The organism is Leptotrichia sp. HMT-225, from assembly GCF_030644325.1.
GTDB lineage: Bacteria > Fusobacteriota > Fusobacteriia > Fusobacteriales > Leptotrichiaceae > Leptotrichia > Leptotrichia massiliensis.
This window is the reverse complement of the sequence record NZ_CP130323.1, coordinates 1373534-1395649: the sequence shown is the minus strand read 5'-3', so window position 1 is coordinate 1395649 and position 22116 is coordinate 1373534. Positions and strand designations below refer to the sequence as shown.

Annotated in this window: 25 protein-coding genes; 7 read left to right on the top strand and 18 right to left on the bottom strand. The window is 27.0% G+C overall.

Going from position 1 to position 22116, the window contains the following annotated elements:
• The first annotated feature begins 7 nt into the window (after window positions 1–7).
• The 3 genes from QU666_RS06910 to QU666_RS06900 all read left to right on the top strand — a co-directional run bounded on the left by QU666_RS06910 (window position 8) and on the right by QU666_RS06900 (window position 4888).
• The gene (locus QU666_RS06910; protein ID WP_021768584.1) at window positions 8–3280 is read left to right on the top strand and encodes a DUF3427 domain-containing protein; all 3273 of its coding nucleotides are present in this window, start codon (window positions 8–10) and stop codon (window positions 3278–3280) included.
• Window positions 3281–3549: 269 nt separating this feature from the next.
• Complete coding sequence (locus tag QU666_RS06905) at window positions 3550–4659, top strand: site-specific integrase (RefSeq protein ID WP_021768683.1); 1110 nt, start codon at window positions 3550–3552, stop codon at window positions 4657–4659.
• A 40-nt stretch (window positions 4660–4699) separates the two neighbouring features.
• Window positions 4700–4888: a hypothetical protein gene (locus tag QU666_RS06900; protein WP_021768682.1), complete on the top strand. Its 189-nt coding sequence runs from the start codon at window positions 4700–4702 to the stop codon at window positions 4886–4888.
• A gap of 363 nt (window positions 4889–5251) precedes the next feature.
• On the opposite strand, the gene QU666_RS06895 is transcribed toward QU666_RS06900, so the two are convergent.
• The 12 genes from QU666_RS06895 to QU666_RS06840 all read right to left on the bottom strand — a co-directional run bounded on the left by QU666_RS06895 (window position 5252) and on the right by QU666_RS06840 (window position 14716).
• Window positions 5252–5617 (bottom strand): hypothetical protein, encoded by a 366-nt coding sequence (locus QU666_RS06895; protein ID WP_021768681.1) that lies wholly within the window; start codon window positions 5615–5617, stop codon window positions 5252–5254.
• Between the two features lie 2 nt (window positions 5618–5619).
• Window positions 5620–7134: a murein biosynthesis integral membrane protein MurJ gene (gene murJ, locus QU666_RS06890; RefSeq protein ID WP_021768680.1), complete on the bottom strand. Its 1515-nt coding sequence runs from the start codon at window positions 7132–7134 to the stop codon at window positions 5620–5622.
• A 21-nt stretch (window positions 7135–7155) separates the two neighbouring features.
• Window positions 7156–7872: a ScpA family protein gene (locus QU666_RS06885; RefSeq protein ID WP_021768679.1), complete on the bottom strand. Its 717-nt coding sequence runs from the start codon at window positions 7870–7872 to the stop codon at window positions 7156–7158.
• 7 nt (window positions 7873–7879) lie between these two features.
• A complete protein-coding gene (locus QU666_RS06880) occupies window positions 7880–8881 on the bottom strand; it encodes a bifunctional riboflavin kinase/FAD synthetase (protein WP_021768678.1) in 1002 nt (333 codons plus the stop codon).
• Between the two features lie 183 nt (window positions 8882–9064).
• On the bottom strand, window positions 9065–9562 hold the full coding sequence (locus tag QU666_RS06875; protein WP_021768677.1) for a polymer-forming cytoskeletal protein: 498 nt from the start codon (window positions 9560–9562) through the stop codon (window positions 9065–9067).
• A 150-nt stretch (window positions 9563–9712) separates the two neighbouring features.
• Window positions 9713–11239, bottom strand: a complete 1527-nt coding sequence (locus tag QU666_RS06870; RefSeq protein ID WP_021768676.1) for a bifunctional ADP-dependent NAD(P)H-hydrate dehydratase/NAD(P)H-hydrate epimerase — start codon at window positions 11237–11239, stop codon at window positions 9713–9715.
• 67 nt (window positions 11240–11306) lie between these two features.
• Window positions 11307–11942 (bottom strand): M15 family metallopeptidase, encoded by a 636-nt coding sequence (locus QU666_RS06865; RefSeq protein WP_021768675.1) that lies wholly within the window; start codon window positions 11940–11942, stop codon window positions 11307–11309.
• Between the two features lie 11 nt (window positions 11943–11953).
• Window positions 11954–12283 carry a hypothetical protein gene (locus QU666_RS06860; RefSeq protein ID WP_021768674.1) on the bottom strand — a complete coding sequence of 110 codons (330 nt, stop codon included), beginning with the start codon at window positions 12281–12283 and terminating at the stop codon, window positions 11954–11956.
• 45 nt (window positions 12284–12328) lie between these two features.
• The gene (gene hisJ, locus QU666_RS06855) at window positions 12329–13180 is read right to left on the bottom strand and encodes a histidinol-phosphatase HisJ (protein ID WP_021768673.1); all 852 of its coding nucleotides are present in this window, start codon (window positions 13178–13180) and stop codon (window positions 12329–12331) included.
• A gap of 42 nt (window positions 13181–13222) precedes the next feature.
• On the bottom strand, window positions 13223–13645 hold the full coding sequence (locus QU666_RS06850) for a hypothetical protein (protein WP_021768672.1): 423 nt from the start codon (window positions 13643–13645) through the stop codon (window positions 13223–13225).
• Between the two features lie 30 nt (window positions 13646–13675).
• Window positions 13676–14329 (bottom strand): bifunctional phosphoribosyl-AMP cyclohydrolase/phosphoribosyl-ATP diphosphatase HisIE, encoded by a 654-nt coding sequence (hisIE, locus tag QU666_RS06845; RefSeq protein WP_021768671.1) that lies wholly within the window; start codon window positions 14327–14329, stop codon window positions 13676–13678.
• Window positions 14330–14452: 123 nt separating this feature from the next.
• Window positions 14453–14716: a nucleotidyltransferase family protein gene (locus QU666_RS06840; RefSeq protein WP_156908192.1), complete on the bottom strand. Its 264-nt coding sequence runs from the start codon at window positions 14714–14716 to the stop codon at window positions 14453–14455.
• Between the two features lie 132 nt (window positions 14717–14848).
• Between QU666_RS06840 and QU666_RS06835 the strand changes: the two genes are divergently transcribed.
• Both QU666_RS06835 and QU666_RS06830 read left to right on the top strand, forming a co-directional pair.
• Window positions 14849–15106, top strand: coding sequence for a type II toxin-antitoxin system Phd/YefM family antitoxin (locus QU666_RS06835; protein ID WP_015769455.1), 258 nt, complete (start codon window positions 14849–14851; stop codon window positions 15104–15106).
• Window positions 15096–15428: a type II toxin-antitoxin system RelE/ParE family toxin gene (locus QU666_RS06830; RefSeq protein WP_021768669.1), complete on the top strand. Its 333-nt coding sequence runs from the start codon at window positions 15096–15098 to the stop codon at window positions 15426–15428. The genes QU666_RS06835 and QU666_RS06830 overlap by 11 nt, the downstream gene beginning before the upstream one ends.
• Before the next feature lie 60 nt (window positions 15429–15488).
• Here QU666_RS06830 and hisF read toward each other — a convergent pair whose 3' ends face one another.
• From hisF to QU666_RS06805, 5 genes are all read right to left on the bottom strand, one after another.
• A complete protein-coding gene (gene hisF, locus QU666_RS06825) occupies window positions 15489–16244 on the bottom strand; it encodes an imidazole glycerol phosphate synthase subunit HisF (protein WP_036070182.1) in 756 nt (251 codons plus the stop codon).
• Between the two features lie 47 nt (window positions 16245–16291).
• Window positions 16292–17008: a 1-(5-phosphoribosyl)-5-[(5-phosphoribosylamino)methylideneamino]imidazole-4-carboxamide isomerase gene (hisA, locus tag QU666_RS06820; RefSeq protein WP_021768667.1), complete on the bottom strand. Its 717-nt coding sequence runs from the start codon at window positions 17006–17008 to the stop codon at window positions 16292–16294.
• 179 nt (window positions 17009–17187) lie between these two features.
• The gene (locus QU666_RS06815) at window positions 17188–18042 is read right to left on the bottom strand and encodes a hypothetical protein (RefSeq protein WP_021768666.1); all 855 of its coding nucleotides are present in this window, start codon (window positions 18040–18042) and stop codon (window positions 17188–17190) included.
• An 82-nt stretch (window positions 18043–18124) separates the two neighbouring features.
• Window positions 18125–18754 carry an imidazole glycerol phosphate synthase subunit HisH gene (hisH, locus tag QU666_RS06810; RefSeq protein WP_021768665.1) on the bottom strand — a complete coding sequence of 210 codons (630 nt, stop codon included), beginning with the start codon at window positions 18752–18754 and terminating at the stop codon, window positions 18125–18127.
• A gap of 440 nt (window positions 18755–19194) precedes the next feature.
• Window positions 19195–19332 (bottom strand): hypothetical protein, encoded by a 138-nt coding sequence (locus tag QU666_RS06805; RefSeq protein WP_021768664.1) that lies wholly within the window; start codon window positions 19330–19332, stop codon window positions 19195–19197.
• 190 nt (window positions 19333–19522) lie between these two features.
• Between QU666_RS06805 and QU666_RS06800 the strand changes: the two genes are divergently transcribed.
• The gene (locus QU666_RS06800; protein WP_021768663.1) at window positions 19523–20737 is read left to right on the top strand and encodes an ATP-binding protein; all 1215 of its coding nucleotides are present in this window, start codon (window positions 19523–19525) and stop codon (window positions 20735–20737) included.
• A gap of 232 nt (window positions 20738–20969) precedes the next feature.
• On the opposite strand, the gene hisB is transcribed toward QU666_RS06800, so the two are convergent.
• Entirely contained in the window at window positions 20970–21560 is a 591-nt protein-coding gene (gene hisB / locus QU666_RS06795; RefSeq protein WP_021768662.1) for an imidazoleglycerol-phosphate dehydratase HisB, read from the bottom strand.
• Between the two features lie 161 nt (window positions 21561–21721).
• Here hisB and QU666_RS06790 point away from each other — a divergent pair, with 161 nt between their 5' ends.
• Window positions 21722–22093 carry a hypothetical protein gene (locus QU666_RS06790; protein WP_021768661.1) on the top strand — a complete coding sequence of 124 codons (372 nt, stop codon included), beginning with the start codon at window positions 21722–21724 and terminating at the stop codon, window positions 22091–22093.
• The last annotated feature ends 23 nt before the right edge of the window (window positions 22094–22116 follow it).

Sequence of the window (22116 nt, the reverse complement as noted above, 5' to 3'; positions counted from 1 at the left end):
AGTGAAAATGAGTATTTTAGTCAAAAAATCTGAGCCAAATAATTTAATAAATACAGAAGAAAAAAATGATAATTTTTTAGAAATAACCGAATACAAGGAAAATTTGGAATTTGAAGTTCTGGAAACATTTTCAGAAAAAATTTCTGATTTTATTGGAAAAAATGATTATCAAAAAGTTATTGAATTTACCGAAAAACAGTTGTATTTATTAAATCAGGCATTTACAGATAAATCAGAAAAAATAAAAACTCAAAATACTGATTTTCACTTTGAGTTACCATTAAAACGAAAAAATAGCGATATAATCGGAAATATAAATGAATTAATTATAAATGAAAAAGTAAAGTTTCGTAATTTTTTTATTTATTTAAAACAAGAATTATTAAACTGTAAAAAATTCTATTTTATAGTAAGTTTTATAAAATACTCAGGTATACAGCTATTAATAAGCACTTTAGATGAACTTGAAAAACAAGGCATTCAAGGGGAAATTATAACATCTGTCTATCTAAATATCACAGACTCAAAGGCGTTGCGAAAACTTTTGTCGTATAAAAATATAAAAGTAAAAATTTACAATAATTCAAGCGAGAGTTTTCACACAAAAGCATATTTATTTGAAAAGGAAAAATATCATAGTGTTATAATTGGCTCGTCTAATATTAGCCAAAGTGCCTTGTATTCGGCAGAAGAATGGAATGTGAAGCTGACAGACAGCAGTTTTTTTAATATTTATAAAAAATCGTTAAATCAATTTGAGAAATTGTGGCACAGTAATGAAGCAATAGAATTGACAGAAGATTTTATTGATGAATATGAAAAATATAAAAAATCTATAAATACACAAAATACATTTGATTATAGAAAAACAAAAATAACACAAAAAGATGAATTTATTCCAAACAGCATGCAAAAAAGAGTTTTGGAAAAGTTGAAGGAAACAAGAGAAAACGGCAATAAAAAGGGCCTTGTAATTTCTGCAACTGGTACAGGAAAAACTTACCTTGCTGCAATGGATATAAAACAATTTTTTGAAATTAATTCTAACAATAAAAATAAATTGTTTGAAACAAATGAGGGCAAGTCCAAAATTTTAAATATAAAATTTTTATTTATCGCCCATCGTGAAGAATTGCTGGAAAATGCAATAAATGTCTTTTCGAGAATTCTCAAAATTGATAAAAATGAATTTGGAAGAATTTACGGTGGCTTAAAAGAAATTAATAAAAGCATGATTTTTGCTTCGATTCAATCATTAAGAAATTGTTACAACGAATTTAAACCTGATTTTTTTAATTATATCATAGTTGACGAATTTCATCATTCAATGTCAGACAGTTATTTAAAGACGCTATCGTATTTTCAGAGTAAATTTTTGCTAGGTTTGACAGCAACTCCGAAACGTATGGATGGCAAGGATATTCTTTCACTTTGTGACTATAATGTTGTTGATGAAATTGGAATAAAAGAGGCTTTGGAAGAGGATTTGATTGTCCCTTTTCATTATTTTGGCGTAAATGATTACATGATTAATTATGATAACATTCCTTACAAAAACGGAAAATATAATGAAAAAGTGTTATTAGAAAATTTATTATTGAACACACGTACCGATTATATTGTTGAAAAAATCAATAAGTTTGGTTTTGATGGCGATAAATTGAGTGCTGTTGCATTTTGCCAAAATATAGAACATGCTTTTTTCATGAAAGAAGAATTTACAAACAAAAGCTATAAATCCGCTGTAATCACAGCAAATACAAGTTCAAACGAAAGATCAGAAATTTTAGACAAATTTAAAAATAAAAAAATTGAAATTTTATGTGTAGTAGATATTTTAAATGAAGGAATTGACATTCCAACAATTAATTTACTGCTATTTTTACGTCCTACAATGTCCTCAACGATTTTTATACAGCAAATTGGAAGAGGATTAAGAAAGGCTGAAAATAAAGATTTTGTTACAATTATTGATTTTATTGGAAATCATAAGAAAGATTACTTGCTAATAAATTATTTTTCAAACGAAGTTGACAACAAGGATACTTTATTTACTAAAAAAGAAAAAATTATAAACGAAATAAAAAATCAATTTTCAAATATCCCAAAATCATGCTACGTAGAGCTGGATAGAGTTTGTCAAAATCGTATTATTGAAAAAATTGAAAAAATCAATTTTAGTTCTAAAAATATTTTAAAAGACTTATATTTAGATTATAAAGAAGAAATTGGCAAATCTGAAAATGAAATTTTAAAAGTAAGTGATTTTGATACAAATATCGAATTATTTCAAGAATTATCCTTAAAATTAGGCTCATTTTATAATGCACAATTACAATTTGAAAATCCTGAAATTTTAAAAATGAATAAAATATCTTTAAATTCAGAAGAAATTGAATTTTTGGCATATTTAGAAAAAAAATTGATGCTTGTAGAGCCATTTACGTATTTAATTATAAATTATTTGATAAATAATGAGTTTATAACTTCAGAAATTACTATTAATGAATATAAAAATTATTTCAATATCAAAAACGATTTTGAAAAAGAATATGTTATAAACCGTATTTTTAGAGAATTAGTTGAAGATAAAATTTTAGAACAAAATTCTAAAAATAATAATTTATTTAAAATCTCTGAAAATTACAGAAAAATATTTCAAAATATAGATAAAATTAATAATAACAATAAAATAAACCTAAAAATTATAAATTTAGATAATTCTCAAAATTCAAATTATAATTTCAAGATTCGTCTAAAAGAATTACTATATTTAGGATTGTCAGAATTTAAGAAAAGTAATAATTTATCGATATTTAATGAGAATATTCTGATTCCATACAAAAAATATAAAAGAATAGAACTCCAAATTTTGCTTGATTCCAAAGTGCCAAAAGGCAGCTGGAGAGCAGGTTATGCAAATACAGACAAGGATATTTGCCTTTTTGCAACAATTGACAAGACCCATATTTTACAAGAAAACTTAAAATACGATAATTCTTTATTTGCTGACAACATAATTCAATGGATAAGCCAACCTAAAACAGCCCATAACTCAAGTGTCGGGAAAATGTTTACAAACCATAGTGAATTAGGGTATAATGTCTACATATTTATAAGAAAATATGCATTCATGAATAATAATAAAACAAACCCATTTATTTATCTAGGAAAAGCCAATTATTATAAAAGCTATGGAGATAAACCAATGAGAATTTTATGGAAGTTAGATGAGAAAATACCACAAGAGTTAATTTATGAATTGTATAATTTAAGTTAAAAAGAAGATACGTATGATATATATTATAATGAAATGATAATACTTGGAAAATAATATTAATATTAATACAATAATTAATATAAAGTATTTTATCGGACGTATTAATTTTAATTAATTTAATTATTAAGAAATTATATTATATTTTGAAATAAATTATTCTAGTCCGATAATGTATGTTATGTAATTTTAATGATAAATTATAAACTCTATTTATTATAAAAATGTGATATAATTATATTGAAAATCATAAAAGTAAGGAGAACTTTGAAGTGCCGGTTTATTACAATGCGGATAAAAAGACTTGGTATGCGATGTTTTATGCCAAAGACTATAAAGGTGTGAATAAAAAGTATAAAAAGACTGGGTTTAAGAAGAAAAAAGAGGCTCAGGAATACGAATACGAATTTAAGAAAAAGATTGCAAAATCTATGAATATGTCATTTCAATCATTATATGAACTTTATTTTGAAGATTATAGAAAAAGACATAAGCCTACTGCGGTTAATACTGTAAAAACGTTTTTTCGTTTGCATATTTTACCGTTTTTTGGTGAAATTGAAGTGAATAAAATTACTCCTTTTATGATTCGGGAATGGCAAAATGAAATGCTGGAAAAGGAACACGGAAATGGGCAACTGTTTAGTGAAAATTCTAAGTCTACTATTTATGCGGCATTAAAGAGTATGTTTAACTGGGCTACGAAATATCAAAACCTAAATGAAAATCCTTGCAAAAATATGGGGACTTTTGGAAGTAAGAAAAATCGTTCGGAAATGAAAATTTGGTCTTTGAACGATTTTGAAAAGTTTATCGAAGTTTTAGAGTTAAAAAATAAAGAGAAAAATGGAAAATATTCTGATTCTATTATTGTATTTAAAATTTTGTTTTGGACCGGACTTAGAATTGGTGAACTTTTGGCTCTTTCTAAAAATGATGTTAATTTGGAAGAAAAATTTATTGACGTGAATAAAACTTTTTCACGTATAAATAAAAAGGATTATATCACTACTCCAAAAACTCTAGGCTCTATAAGAAAAGTTTTGTTGCCAGAAACTCTTATTTCAGATTTACAATTATATTTTTCTGAAACTTTAAAAATAAATCAAAATAAAAAAAATATAAATAGTGCTAGAATTTTTAATTTAAAAAGTTCGCAACTTAGATACATTCTAGAGAAATACAGTTTACAAGCAAATTTGCCAAAAATACGCCTTCACGACTTTAGGCATTCTCACGCTTCGTATTTATTATTTATCCAAGCCGACATCACTGCTATCAGCAAGCGACTGGGACACGATAATTTGCAAACTACGATAAATACATATTCTCATTTGTATAAGGATGCAAATACTCAATTAATGGAAAAATTAAATAAATAATTTTTTCAAATTATAAATAATAAAAACAGGAGGAATTATTATGAAAAGAATAATCAAGTTGCTACTTTTAGTTTCGTTAGGAATGAGTGTTTTTGGATGTGAACTTTTTGATCCAAAATTATATAAAGAAGGAGACAAAGCTTATCGAGAAGCTTTCGAAAGATGTAAAGCAAAAAGTGGATACAGATATTGTAGAGATGCAAGTGTTCAAACTATTTTTACTTACTAAATAAAAAAACAGAAAAAATTTATTATTTAAATAAGATTTTAGTGTTATAAAAATAGAACTTTTATAGAACTTTTTAAAATTTCAAAATCATGTATAATAATTATTTTATAATATATAATTACAAAAATTTGATTTATGTTCTACGAAAATATAAAAAATCAAAATAAACGATTTTAAGCAATAAAAAATCATCGACAATAAAAAGTATGGCTGACTTAATTTTAGGCTCTTATACGCTTTCTATTGCGATGATTTTTTTCTTACATTGTATTAATTTTTTAATTAATAATCTTAATATAAAGTTATAAATTATTATTGTTATTATTTACCTATTTAGTAAAATAATAATTTTGAATTTGGCTTTTATTTTTTATATCTGTAATGTATATTTTTTTCTTTCAAAAACTTTGTATCTTTTGCCATGAAGGCCGTTAATACAAATCTTAAATTTTTTACATTTTTATGTTGGGAAATTACTACAAAATAATTGAATTTTCCAATTTTTTTTTGATAAAAATGCTCTTTTCGAGATTTTGACTGCTTTGTTACAAAATCTGGATTTTCTAATACTTCTTTTATTATTTCCAGAGAGATTTCAGGATGTTTTGGAAAAATATGTTCTTCAAACTGATTTTTGCTCATTACTACTTTTTGATGCAGTTTAGCTTTAAATTCGTAGACTTCTATTCGTTTGCCTGTCTTTGTGTATCTAGTTTTTTCCTGTATCATATTTAACCTCTGTTTAAAAATCTTTTTAGCATTTTTTTAATTAAATCTTTTCTGAAAATTGAAATTAAAATGAGCCAGATTAACAGGTAAATTACAGCAAATGCCATTAAATTTATTGCGATGTCAAATTTTCCAAGCAAATTTAATTTTACCATTTTGGAAATATAAAAAGAAAATCCTGAAATTGCAAATGTAACAATAAGTATTACAAGATACTTGAAAGTTCGTAATTTTACGTATCTTTTTGCAAGCGAAGTATATAGGATTAAGAAATTTACCATTGCAGCAAATGATGTTGCGAATGTCAGTCCAACGTGCAGGTACTGTTTATATAATAACTCATCTAAAATAATATTAATACCAATTGCTGTGAATGAAGAAATTACAGGTAAAGTTCTATCTTTAAATACATAATGGCTTCTTGTTAAAAGATGTATTGTTGAGAAAAATAATAGCCCAATTGCGTAAAATTGTAATGTTTCGGATGTTATAACTACACTTTTTGTTGTAAAATGTCCTCTTTTGTAAATCAATGCTACAATTTCCTGTGCATAACCGAATAATACAACTGAAGATGGAACTATTAAAAATGCTAACATGTATAAACCTTGGTGAACTACTCTTCGTACTGTTTTCATATTGTTCTTTATCACAGCTTTTGACAACGTAGGAAATATTACTACTGATAATGAGATGGCAAAAACTCCAATTGGTAACAAGTATAGACGACTGGCATAATTTAAAGCACTAACAGTTCCTTTTGGTAACATTGTTGCATAACGGTTGTCTATAATTTCGTTTATTTGATAGCCAAAAATGCCAATTAGTGTTGGAATCATTAATTTAAACATTTCTACTACATACTCGTCTTTTAAATTAAAAGTAAATTTGTATGTTCTTACTATCTGAAAAAATTGTGGTAACATCATAGTCAGTTGAAAAACACCAGATAGTAAATATGCAACTCCTAAGCCGTAAATACCCATTTTATTTTTCAAAAAAAGCGTTCCAATGATAATTGTCAAATTAAACACAATTCCCATTGAAGCTGCAACTGCAAACTTTTTATAATTATTCAATAATGACGATACTACTCCAGAAAGTGCAATAAACAAAAAATAAAAAGCAACTATTTTTAGAAGAATGTTGGCTGTTTCAAACCTTTCTGAATCTGTAAACTTTGTTGTTATTTTTAAAATTTGTCTTGAAAACAAAATCATTAATATTGACATTGTTGATGTAAATGCAACTATTAAATTTAATACTGAAAAGACAAATTCATCTGTCCTCTCTTTTCCCTGTTCTTCAATTCCACGATTATAAATTGGGATGAAAACCGTACCAAGAGATCCTTCACCAAATAACGTTGTAAAGAAGTTTGGGATTTTTGTGGCACTAAAATACGCGTCTGTCATTCCTGTTGCGCCAAATACACTTCCAATAATCATTTCACGAACAAGTCCTAAAATACGGCTTAGCATATTTATAATCATTACTATAAAACTAGATTTAAACATTAATTTAATTAATTTCCTTTCTTAATTTTTCATAGATTTAATAAAAAAATTGTTCTCTTCAACAATTAGATCAATTTCTCCATTTTTAAACATATCTAAAATGCAGAGAAATAAAGTTACTATTCTAGATTTAGAAAATTTATTTTTTAGCAGATGATTAAATTCTATCTGATTATTAATTTGGATAATCTGAGAAACTTCAGTATAAGCATCTTCAGCTGAATAATCATCTTCCTCCAAATTTACAATCATTTTTTCTTCAAATTTATTTCTATCATTTAATTTAGAAGTAATTAAATTTTTTAGACTTTTAAATAGATTATCCAAACTCAAACTAGAAATATCATATTCTATTATTTCTGATCCCATACTTTCCGTCCCTGTTCTTGTGTATGGAATATTATATTCATTTTCGTGTTTTGAAAATAATTCTGAAATTTCCTTAAATAGTTGGTATTCTATTATTTTTTTCTCCAAATTTTCAATTTTTTCAAGTTTTTTGTCTCTATTTAACACTGAATAGGCTTTAATCTCGATGAGATCTGTTGCCATTACTAAAAATTCGATTTTTATTTTTAAGTTTAGCTCTTTTTGTGCGTGAATGTAACTCAAATAATCATCTATTATTTGTGAAATATTTATTGCGTTTACATCCATTTTCTTTTTTTCGATTAAATGAATAAGTAAATCAAGAGGTCCTTCAAAATTTTCAATTTTTACTTGTATTGTATTTTCCATATTTTACCTATTTTTCTTTTTGATATTTCTTACGCCAGTATGAAATTTTATTTTTCCAGTAATTTACGTCCTTGCTTATCTGCTCTTTCAACTCATCCACTGATTCAAATTTTTTTTCGTGTCGGATATTTTCCAAAATTTCAATAAAAATAACTTTTCCGTAAATATCTTCATTAAAATCAAAAATATTAGTTTCAACACTTAGTACACCCACATCAACCGTAGGATTTCTACCAATATTCATAACTCCATTATAAACTTTTTCATCGTCTTGGATGCATATTTTTACACCGTAAACTCCAAATTCAGGATAAATTTTATTTTCAAATCTTAAATTTGCCGTAGGAAAACCTATCACACGTCCAAGTTGCTTTCCATAAATTACCTCCCCAAGAATAATAAAATTATGCCCAAGAAGTTTTCTAACTTTCTCAAAATTCCCTTCTTTAATATAATTTCTAACTCTTGTACTGCTTATAATTTCTCCATTTTCATCCAAAACTGGTTCTTGTACATTCAATTTTATATTTTTTTCTGTTAAAAGTTTTTCAAGTGTATCAATATTACCAGCTTTTTCTTTTCCAAAAGTAAAATTAAAACCACAGTAAACTTCAGTCGCATTTAAAATATCCACAAGGACTTTTTCTACAAACTCTTTAGGTGTATAATTCCTAACTTTTTCAAACTGCTCCAAATAGAGATAATCAATTCCATTTTCATTTAACAAATACGCCTTTTCCGAGCAAGTCGTTATTTTAGTCTGCTGATTTTTGGGATATTCACGAAAAGTGTAAACTATTGTATTTAAATTTTTTTCTTTAGCTTGCTTCACAGCTTTTTGTAAAATTATCTGATGTCCGATGTGAACGCCATCGAAATTCCCCAAAATCACAATATTTTTATTCCGTTTTATTTCTTTAAGATTTTTATCATAATCAATAGACTCTAAATCATCATTATATTCCACAATATCCTTTATATCAGATAAATTTTCTGTAATAAATTTCATTATTAAATCTCGTTCCTTTTTTATTTTATCATCTTACTTACTAGATTTTATCACAATTTCACTTTATACTCAACCTATAATTTTTAAATTTATGTATTATATAAGTAAAAAATTAAAAAAAGCCAAAAACTCATATATCAATTTTGAGTTAATGGCTATAACTTTGTTCATTTATTAATTTTTCTATTTTTCTTTCTTTTCTTCTGATTTTTCTTCTTTTTTTTCTATTGAAGCTGGAGAACTTGATGTAGATGTATTTTTAGATTCTTCCTTTATAAGAGCAACTTTCATTTTCTTTCTTCCTTCAAATACACCGCCTTCCTGAATTACAAATAAAGCTGAAGTTATTGTAGCATAAGCTTTTCCAGTACTTCCTATTTCAACTTTAGTAGCTGCAATTTCTCCTGAGACTTCTCCGTCTACAATTACATTTTCAGCTGTAACATTTCCTTTTACTATTCCTGTTTTTCCAATATGAACAAGTTTGTTCCCTTTAATATCTCCATTTAAGACACCGTCCATCTTAAATAGAGAGTTTGATTCAATAGTTCCTGTTATTGTTGTTTCCATTGAAATTGTACTTACTCCATGCACGTTTTCTTCGTTGTTTGCAGAAAATTGACTGCTAATATCCACACCTTCTCTTTTATCTTTTGATTTATTACTAGAAAATATTGCCATTTTTATTCCTTTCTTCCTTTTTTATTTTATTATTTTTTTTATTGTAAAATTATAAATAAATTATCATAATAATATTGTACTACATTTTCTTTGTTTTTTCAAATATTTTTTTAATATTTTGTTGTTAATTAAAAAAATTCTAAAATTTAATTATCTAAATAAAAAAATTTCATTCATATATTTAGAAATATTATCAATCACATCTGTTGCATTCACAGTATACTGCCTTCTTACCAATTCATCTGCAATTTTACCATGTAAATATGCTCCAATATTAGCAGATTTCATTAAATCGTATTTTTGTCCTGCAAGTGAACATATTATTCCTGTTAGACAATCTCCCATTCCACCGTTTGCCATGTGTGAATTTCCTGTACTGTTTGCAAAAAGTTCTTCTCCATTTGTAATAATGGTATTTTTACCTTTTAATAGCAAAATTATGCCGTATTTTTTTGAAAACTCTTTTGCTATTTCAAATTTATTTTTATTAATTACTTCTGGCGAAAATCCTGTCAGTCGTGAAAATTCAACCAAATGTGGTGTCAAAACGCTTCTATTTCTTATTTTTTCAAAAAGTTCCCTGTTTTCTGCCAGTAAATTTAAGGCATCTGCGTCTAATATCAGTTTTATTGTATTTCCTTTATTGTTTTTCTCAATGTTGATTAATTTTTCAAAAATTGAAAATGCTTGTTGACTTTTTCCAATTCCTGGCCCAATTGCAATTACATCGCAGTTTGAAATTTCATTTTCTAATTTTTCGAGATTTTCATTTATATTGTCAAAATTAATTGGGAAACTCATAGCTTCTGGCACAAATACATTTAATGAAAAGTTATTTTTATCAGTAATTACAGTAGTAAGTCCTGCTCCAGTTCTCACACATGATTTTGCAACTATATTTCCTGCACCATAAAATCCACTGCTTCCAGCAAAAATCAATACTTTTCCAAAATCGCCCTTATGTGAATCCTGATTTCTTTTTATATGAAAACTTTTTACCATGTCAGGTGTTAAATAATATTCTTTGACTAAATGATTGATATTAGTTTCATTCAATCCAATATTTTCAATAATAACTTTTCCTAAGTAATCTTTTATTTTTGAATTTAAAAATCCTTTTTTGTAAGTAACAAATGAAATTGTAATATCAGCTTTGACTGAAATTCCCATAATTTCACCAGTATCGCCATTAATCCCAGAGGGAATATCAATTGAATAAATAGCCTTATTGTTACTTGCTGTATTGGTTTTTTCGATAATTTCCCGATAGATTCCTTTTATTTCTGAATTTAATCCTGTTCCAAAAATCCCTTCAATAACAACATTACAGTCCAAAAGCAACTTATCCAATTCTTCTATTTCATAAAATATTTTAATTCCCATATTCTTGCAAATTTTATAATTTATCATGCAATCATTACTCATATCTTCATTACTAATACAAAAAATTTTGACATTTTTCCCCTTTGAAAATAACTGGCGTGCAATCGCATAACCATCTCCACCATTATTGCCCTTTCCACAAATAATAAGAAAATTATTCTCATTTCCATCAATATGTTTCACAAACGAAATCGCGGCATTTTCCATAAGCACAATACTCGGTATTTTTAATTCATTTATCGCAAAACTGTCAATTTTTTTCGTAGTTTCATTTCCACCTAACAACATTTTCATCGCCTCTTTTTTTATTTAAACTTTTTACATTTCATCAAAGCCGAAGTGCATATTTTATTTAAACTTTTTACATTTCATCAAAGCCGAAGTGCATATAATCTCGTGTTCTAAAGTTTGCTCCCCAGACCCATCCTCTTTTTGTAAAGGCTCTCACTACATCTCCGTCAGGTTTTATAGAATATGGATTGCTGTTTGGTTCCCAGCTTTTTCCGACAATAGCTTTTCCGTTACTGTTTACCTGTGGATTTTCTTCGGGATTCAAGTCTATTGCCCGCCCTGTACTGTGAAGGCTTTTAAAACTTCCACGCCATGAATATCCAATTAACCTTTTTATCGGAAATTTTTCCTTGCCTTTATGTATCTCATGAAAAATCTCCTTTACCTCATCTGCCAAAACATCCAAAACTTGAATTTTCTCTGTGTCAGAAACCTTTTTTCCATCCTTTAGCCGCCAGACAGGCAGTTCGATCCAAACCAGTCTTGATTCAGCTTCTGATCTTGTGGAAACGTCTCTTATTCTATCCTTAACCTTTTGTTTCAATTCAGAATCTGGATCAGGATTCTCAACCTTTCGCTTAGATCTAAAAGAATATAGATTTTCATAAATATCATTTGCTGTACTTAAAGTTGCTGCAATACATATTGAAATAGCTAGAACAGCTAAGTAGTTTGTTTTTTTCCTTAATTTTTTCAAAATTATCATAATCAATCTCCTTATAAACGAATATACGTAACACCTAAAATTTTTTTATTTTGAATATAATATTGCTTAATAAAATTAATATAATCAACTAATCCATTACTACAAATTTCTTTCAAAGTGGCTGGAATTATTTTATTCTTTAATTTAAAATCTTTTGCTTTACTCAAATCTCCAATATCTTCAATCGAAGTCCAAAAGATCATATATTCTGCACAATAAAAATAAATTTTATTATCATAAAATTCAGGTATTTTACAAAATTCAACTCCGTCACTTTGTCTTTCTAATGCTTTTTTATCTCGGTAAATAAAATAAGTTTCTTTCATCTTACTTTTCTCCATAAGTATTTTAAAATTTATTGACAATATCTCACTCTATATTTTTCATTAAATCTTAAAATCCTTAAACTCTCCACCATCCAAAATCTTCACACTCTTAAACCCAACTTTTCTGGCAATTTCAAGACTTTCTTCAAAATAAAAATCAATATTTTTAGTTTCGTGTGCATCAGAAGAAATTGTAATTGGAATATTTTTAGCTAATATTCTTTCCAGTATTGGAACACTCGGATAAGGAGTTTGTGTCCATCCTCTTGACATTCCACCAGTATTAATTTCAATAATCGCATCAGTTTTTGCTATTTCATCCAGTACGTATTCTACTTTCTTTTTGTACCAGTCAGCATTTTCATCAAAATATTTCAAATTTTTGTTAAATTTTCGTACTAAATCCAAATGCCCAATAATATTAGGCTTTTGAGTATGTACCATTTCCACAATATTATCAAAATATGCTTCAATAAACGCTCTTTCATCTCCATCCACATAATTTTTTATCCCATATTCCAAAACTTCAGGCGTATTGTCAACACAATAATACTCATCTTTTTCTCTATCTTTCACATAATGAACAGATCCAATTCTAAAATCAAGTCCCATTTCCTTATCAGTTTCCTTGTTATACCCAGTATAAAAATCAGCTTCGATTCCAATATAAACCTGCATTTTATTTTTGTATTTTTCTTTTAGTTCTTTTAATTCCTTTAAATATTCCTGCGTTCCTTGTTCGGTCATGCACGGTTCTGTATCAAATACCGTAAAAGAATGTCCTGAAAACCCAACACTTGTAAAACCTTTCTCTATTGCAGTTAAAATATAATCTTCAGCATTGTTTTTACCGTCGCAGTAGAACGTGTGAGCATGAAGATTTGATGGGAAAATTGTTTTTTTAGTTTGCATTTTTATCAGCTCCTTATATTGTGATGTTCTGTATTAAGTGACTTAATTATCACTTAAATAAAGTCCATCTATTAATTCATCAAAACTATACGCAATTGTAATATCTTGAAACTCTGCTCTTGTATGAGTATCAAATACTAAACGAATTTTTTTGTCGTATTTTGAAAGTGTTAGCATATTTTCATATCCATCAATATCATTTAATACAAATTTGAAAGCTGAATGCCACTGATGCTGATATTTATCGGAAAAATTTAATTTTTCAATAAAGAAAATATCACCCCTCCAATTTTTACAACATGTTCCAAATTTAAAATATAAAATGTCATATTCTTCAAAAAGAAAACGATATTTCACTATTCCACACTCTTTAAAAAATTCATCATTAAAAATTAAACTTTTTTCAGTTTTTTTTACACTTTTGTCAAAATCTATGATTTCTTTTAAATGATTTTTATTTTCCATATTAAATATCCTTTTTAAACAAATATTTTTTTACTTTTCTCTACCCATTTTTTCCTGTTTAACTTTATGATCGACAACATGTCTTTTAGCAAGTTCATTTTTCACGTCTTGAATAGTAAGCCCTTGTTCAATCATTAATACCAAAGTGTGATAATACAAATCTGCAATTTCATATTTCAGTTCATCATTATCATTATTTTTAGCACCAATAATAACTTCTGTACATTCTTCTCCTACTTTTTTTAAAATTTTATCAAGTCCTTTTTCAAAAAGATAACTTGTATATGATTTTTCATCAGGATTAACCTTTCTATCTTTTATTAAATTATAAAGTTTCTCAGGACTAAAATTACTGTAATTTTCTGCTTCAAATAAAGAATTGAAAAAACAGCTTTCAGAGCCAGTATGGCAAGCAGGACCTTCTTTCTTTACTTCTATTAGCAAGGAATCCGAATCACAATCATATTTTAACGAAACAACATTCTGATAATTTCCCGAAGTTTCTCCTTTTAACCATAATTCCTGTCTGCTTCTGCTATAAAAACAAGTTTTTTTATCTCTCAAAGTTATTTCTAGGCTTTCCTTATTCATATACGCAAGAGTCAGCACTTCTTTTGTATAATAATCTTGTATTATTGCGGGAACAAGCCCTTTTTCGTCAAATTTTATTTGTTCTATATTCATTTTTTACCTCTTTTCTAATTTTTCTCTTAATATGTAAATATACTTTAACAAATCTTCCATTTCAAAAACAGAAACTTCATAAAGCATTTCTAAACTTGTTCCCCACTGAAGTTTCTTCTTTTTTTATACATAAATTACACTCTCCAAAATTTCTTCCTTTATATCAACTTTGTATTTCTGAACTTTCGGATTTTTAAATTTATATTCAAACATACTTTCATCAACTAAATCCATTTTTTTTTGAAAAATTTCTTCTAGTTTTTTATGTAAACTACAAAAATTCTGATACATCCCCTTCTTAAATTCCATTTTTACAAGAATATCAATATCGCTATCATTTGTATTAATATTTTTTGAAAAACTTCCAAAAAGACCTAATTTTAAAATCGAATATTTTTTTTTAAATCTCTTCTTTTCTTATATTCACTTTCTAAAAATTCAAAATTTAATTTTATTGTGACATAATTTATGGTATAATATAGGTATAAATAATATGTATATGTAAAGGAGTGTATTACTATGAAAATTATCCCTATTCGTGATTTAAAAAATACTGTTGAAATTGAAAAATACTGTTCTGAAGAACAAGGACCTGTATTTATAACTAAAAATGGTTATGGACGCCTAGTAGTAATGGATATTGAATATTATGAACGAACTATGCGTGAAATTGAAGAAGCAAAACTTCTGCTTGATGGAATAAAAGATGTTCAAAATAACAATATTTTAGACGGCAAAAATACTATTAATGAATTAAGAGGTAAATATGGAATCTAAATATTCTTATCAATTTACTAAAAGTGCTAAAAATGATTTAGAACAAATTCTTTATTACATCAAAATAGATTTAGGCAATCCAACAGCTGCATTTTCTTTTATTAATAAATTTCAAGAAGATGTTAGTAATATTCAATTATTTCCAAACAGTTGTCCAAAAGTTATAAATAAATTTTTATCTGAATCTATTATTATTAGAAAAAAATTGATTAGCAACTACGTTTTATATTATTCTGTAAATGATAATTTAAAAAGTATAATTATTTTACGTATTGTTTTTAGCCATAGAGATATAGATTCTATTTTAAAAAATGAAAACTAATGAGAGATTAAGAGATTATCTTATCTCTCTTTTTTATTTTAAAATTAAATATCAATTACGTCAAATCCTCATTTCCACTCCATTATCCCTCAGATACCTTTTCAGCTCCATAATCTCCACTTCCTTAAAATGAAAAATCGAAGCTGCGAGTCCCGCATCAATTCCTGATATTTTAAATAAGTCCTTAAAATGTTCCATATTACCAGCTCCACCTGATGCAATTATCGGAATTGACAATTTTTCAGCCAAAATTGATAAAAGTTCTAAATCAAAGCCAGTTTTAACTCCATCCGTATCAATACTGTTTACAACAACTTCACCAGCACCGTTTTCCTGCCCCTGCACAAACCATTCAATTGCATCAATTCCAGTATTTTCTCTGCCGCCTTTTGCAAAAACTTTAAATTTTCCATCAACCCGTTTTACATCGACTGACAAAACAACACACTGATCTCCATATTTTTTTGCAGCTTCTTCGATTAATTTTGGATTTCTTATCGCACCTGAATTAATACTCACTTTATCTGCTCCCGCTTTTAGCACTCTGTCAAAATCATCTAGTGTATTTATCCCACCACCAACAGTAAGTGGAATAAATATCTGACTTGCCACTTCCTTTAAAATATCAGTAAAAAGACCTCTTTCCTCAACAGTTGCCGTAATATCATAAAAAACAAGTTCATCTGCACCAGATTTATTATAAAACTTTGCTAACTCAACGGGATTATCAACTTCTTTTATCCCAGTAAAATTAACTCCTTTTACTACTTTCCCATTTCTTACGTCCAAACAGGGAACAATTCTCTTTGCAAGCATTTTTACCACCCACTTTCTTTTAATATGCTTAAACAATTTTTAAAATATTATTTGCTAACTTCCAATACTTCTTTTAAGTCAAGATTTCCAGAATAAATCGCTTTTCCAACAATAGCTCCGTAAACCCCATTTTTATTAAGTTCCTTTATTTCATCTAAAAATGTAATTCCACCAGAAGCTATAATATTTGATTTTACTATTTTGGACAATTTTTTATAAATTTCAAGATTTGTACCATTTAACATTCCATCTTTTGAAATGTCAGTATAAATTATTGTTTTTACTCCAATGTCCGATAATTTTTTACAAAACTCAACTGAATTTAATTCAACGGTTTCTGTCCATCCCTTTACAGCTACTTTTTCATTTTTCGCATCCACAGAAACTGCAATTTTATTTCCATATTTTTTTATCATTTCTCTTAAAAACTCTTCATTTTCAACAGCAATCGTTCCTAAAATAACTCTATTTACACCTAACTCAATATATTTTTTTATTCTCTCTTCATCACGGATTCCACCGCCAACTTGAACAAAAAAATCACTTTTTTCAACCAGTTCCTTTATAACTTCATAATTTTTAGTATTTCCGTCTTTTGCTCCGTCCAAATCTACAATATGAAGATTTTTTGAATTATTTTTATTAAAAAAATCCAAAACTTCAACAGGATTTTTAAAAAACACTTCCACTTGATTATAATCTCCCTGTTTCAGTCGCACTGCCTGACCGTTATGTAAGTCTATCGCTGGAAAAATCTCTATCATAATTTAATCTCCTTAAAATATTATATACTTTTATTTTACAACTCTATTTTTTGATGTACTACAAAATTTTTCAAAAAAGTTCGGTTATTCCAAAACACAAAGGAAAAATCCACATGTTTGGAATATCTGCTCCAACAACCATACTCGAAATTCTAACTTTGATAAAAAATCTCAAAATGTTAATCAAGCATTCTTATTTTATCCAGATTTTTTTGAAATATTTTCTTATTATTGTAAAAATCAGTTTTATTCGCCTTTGCAAGCTCCGATTTTATATACCAGTTTTGATACCTGTTGTAGTACAATATTTCTTCACTTGGCTTATTTTTTCCTTCAAAGTTTTCATAATAAAAATCAATTGCATCCTGCGTACGGTTCTCATTTAAATAAAAACTTATAGCAAACCATCCCATCGTCAATTTATATGCCCACGCCTGCTCATCAGAAATATGTGATTCTTCCGTTTTTGTTTTATCATCGCACATCTTCATAATGGAATTTAAACTTGCAAGTGCGGCTTTTTCATCGTTTTTCATAACATTCCAGATTGCATCTCTTCCTATCGTATATGTTACAGCAATTCTAGTGATTAAATAATCAGGGTATTCCCTTTTAAGTTTTTCATAATTTTTATCAAACGCTACTGTATCTCCTTTGTTAGAATAATACATGTTTGAAAAAAATAATTTTGACACTTCATAAGGATTATATTTTTCATACCGCTTCAAATTATTTAATTTTTCAGCATCACTTCTTCCAAGTGCATTATAAATATTTATCAAATTTTCTGACAATACAAAATTCTTCTCATTCTTTTTCAGCAATGCTTCAATTTTTAATGCCAGATTTTTTACTTTTTCCCTATCAGGTTCACTAGCTACATTAGGTATTTCTTTATCCAGTTCTATTGTTTTTATTATTATTTCCTGAGAAACTCCTAATTTTGACAAATCCTGCCTTATCATTTCACTTCGGCTTTTAGCATTCATATTCACTACAACAAAAAGGCTTATCAATAATATCATTTTTTTCATAAATACCTCTTTCTCAATTAAAAAAATAAGTTATCAAAGCTAGAAAATCAATAAATTAAACAAAATAATCATAATGTTAATTTTATTTTATTAATTCTCCCCAGTTTTTTAATAACTTCAATCCAGTATCTCCACTTTTTTCAGGATGAAACTGCATTCCATAGACATTTTCATTTTTTACAATTCCAGGTATTTTTGTCCCATACTCTGAATATGCGACAATATTTTTCATATCTGTTTTTGCAAAATATGAATGAACATAATAAACATATTCGTTATCGTTTACATCTTTTAAAATTTTATCATCCTTAAAACTATCATTTATAATCAAACTATTCCATCCCATGTGAGGTATTTTCAAATCAGAGTTTTCAGGAATGTATTTTTTTATTTCCTCAACAGTTCCATTTATAAGCCCAAGTCCTTCATATTCACCATATTCATAACTTTTTTCAAAAAGCATCTGCATACCAAGACAAATTCCCAAAAACGGCTTCCCATTTTTCGCTTCATTTATCAAAGTCTCTTTTAGCCCATATTTTTCCAAATTCCCAATAGCATCTCTAAAAGCCCCGACTCCTGGCAATATTATCCCCTTAGCATTTTTTATGTCTTCAATATTATTAGTCAGCTTCGTATCCAGTCCGACATAGTTTAAAGAAGAAAGTAAGGAAAAAAGATTTCCTACCCCATAATCAATCACTGCTATCATAATTTAAAATTTTCCTTTCTATTTTATTGTTTATTTATACACTTCATTATTTTGTTTTATCAATTCTATCCTTCTATTATTCAATTTACCAAATAAAGTTAGTGTTTCTATTTCTTTTATATTATTTCCAGTATTTAAAATTTTATTCATTATTTTTTGTGCTTCATATTTTTCTTTTGAAATATCCTTTGATTCATTAATTACTTTTATAAAATTTTATTGCTTGTAGCGAATCCCATTTTATATTTTGAATAGAAGTTATCATTGCTTGCTTCTGCATTTTATTTTCCCAAATATATTTCTTCATTCTTGTTATACCATAAAATTACTATAAAAACAATTTTTTACTTTTTATTAAATTTAGAATTTATATCGTATAAACAAAAAGAAGCAAAATATAATCAGCTTTTTTTGTACTTCATATAATCAATTATTTTTCACTATTTTACACTCCACTTTAACTTTTTCCCATAAAATGCCATTCCCGTATACACAATTTCCTTTACTCCTTTTTTTCTTTTTTTCATATTTTTTTCTTTACTATTTTCATTAATATTCATCGTTTCTTTTTCTTCCATATTTATACTTTTCCTCTTAAAATATTGTTTTATTTTATTTTATCATATAATTTCAAAAAAAGATAGGGAAATACTTTTGATAATTTTTCTTATATAACAGAAATAAATTACAAATTTTTGTATTTTTTCTTTTATAAGTTGAAAAACTTTATAATAAGTGCTATAATTTTCTTATATAGGCGGTGATAAAATGATAAAAAGAGAACAATATTTAAAAGAAATCAGAAAATTTATGGATAAACCTGTAATAAAAGTTATTACTGGTATGCGTAGAAGTGGTAAATCTATGATATTAAAATTAATATCTAAAGAACTTGAAGAAAATGGGATAAACAAGGAAAATATTATTTTTATTAATTTTGAGTCTTTAATGTTTGCCGAATTAACAAATTTTAAAAATTTATACAATTATATTATTGATAAATCCCAAAATATAACTGGAAAAATCTATATATTGCTTGACGAAATTCAGGAAGTTGATTCTTGGGAAAAAGCAATAAATTCATTATTGGTGGACTTGAACTGCGACATTTATATTACAGGCTCTAATGCTAATTTATTATCTTCTGAACTTGCCACTTATATCGCTGGAAGATATATTGAAATAAAAGTTTTCCCTTTATCCTTTAAAGAATTTATAGAATTTTCTAAAATTCAAAATCCACAGAAAATTTACACTACAGAGGAGTATTTTGAACAATATCTGAAGTTTGGAGGACTGCCTGCCATTCATAATTTTAGTCAAGATAAAACTTCGATTTATCAATATTTGACTGATATTTATAATTCTGTTTTATTAAAAGATGTTATTTCAAGAAATAATATAAGAGATATTGAATTACTGGAAAGAGTTATTTTATTTATTTTTGATAATATCGGAAATACTTTTTCTGCAAAAAAAATTTCAGATTTTTTAAAAAATCAAGGCAGAAAGTTAAGCACTGAAACCGTCTACAATTATCTAAAAGCACTTGAAAATGCCTATATTATTTCAAAAGTTCAAAGATACGACATAAAAGGAAAATCCATTTTAGAAACGCAAGAAAAATTTTATCTTCTTGATTTAGGATTAAAACATTCTCAATTAGGATATAGAGCAAATGATATTGCCGGCCATCTTGAAAACATTATTTATTTAGAATTATTAAGAAGAAAATACAATATAAATATCGGGAAGCTAAAGACAAAAGAAATTGATTTTATAGGACAAAGAGAAAATGAAAAATTATACATTCAAGTTACTTATCTTCTGGCTTCTGACGACACTGTTGAACGAGAATTTGCGCCATTAAAGGACATTAAAGATAATTATCCTAAATACGTTCTTTCTATGGATAATTTAACTAAATTCAACATAAATGGAATTGAAAGAAAAAAAATTATAGACTTTTTATTGGAACAATAATTTTAAAAAACTAAATAATTTGTTGGGGGAAATAAATTAATATTATTCCCCTTAAATTTTTATTTTTATTTCTGATTTTCTAATTTTTTTTGATATTTTTTTCAAAAGAAGTTTCAATAAATAAATTTATTGTGGTTTCTTTTAATTCTTTTGTTACATTTTCATTAAACAATGGTTTGGTAAACGAATTTACTGAACAACATACTTATAAACAGTATCTTCTTAATTCCCATTAAACCAAAACCCCTTTAGTCGAAGGAATCTCATCCTTATACTTTTCATCAATACTTACAGCCTCTGCCAAAGCTCTAGCAACCCCCTTAAAAATCGACTCAATTATATGATGTGAATTTGTCCCTGCCATATTCTTTATATGCAACGTAGCATTCAAATGCCGTGTAAAGCCAATAAAAAACTCTTCCACCAATTCTGTGTCAAAAGTCCCAACTTTCTCAGTCGGAATATTCACATCAAAATTCAAAAAATATCTTCCGCTTAAATCAACAGCAACTAACGTCAGAGCCTCATCCATCGGCAAAAGAAAGTTACCATATCTTCTTACCCCCTTCAAATCTCCCAAAGCTTCATAAAAACATTTTCCCAATGCAATCCCAATATCCTCGGTACTATGATGATCATCCACCTGCGTATCCCCATCACAATAAACCTTCAAATCAAATTTCCCATGCTTCGCAAACAAGTCAAGCATATGATCCAAAAATCCAACCCCTGTATTATTTTCATATTTCCCAGTTCCATCAATATTTAATTCAACTTTTATTTTTGTTTCAAATGTATTTCTTTCAATTTTAGATTTTCTCATAACTTTATCCTTTCGTTATACCTTTAATTATAAATAGTATAATCTATTTTTTTCTCTTTTTCAAGATTGACCAAAAAACAAGAAATTTGTTTTGAAATATTAAAAATCGTGTTATAATTTAGTAGATAATTTAATTTATTAAAAATATAGGAGGTGAAAATATGCTTACTTCTGATGAGAGAGCTGAAAATTTTATAAAAAGATTTGGTTTTGACTTTGATAAAATTGATAAAAATCAAATAATTTCTTTAATAAATGAAGAATTTGAAAGAGCAGTTGAAGAGAGAAAAAGATGTTTTTATGATAGTTCTGAATGTCTACGTGTATTGTGCGGATATTTGTTTTGTTTAGGCGATATTTCTGATGTTCCGTTATTAGAAAAAGTAAAATATAAAATTGATATGGATGTTGGAACTATGATTGATAGCGAATGGATTGATAGTTTGGAAAATGGTGGGATAGAAGATAAATATACTCGAACAAGAAAAGAAATAATAGAAGATTTTGTAGATTATTATGAAAGTTGGCTCTAATCTAATCAGTATTCTGACAAGGG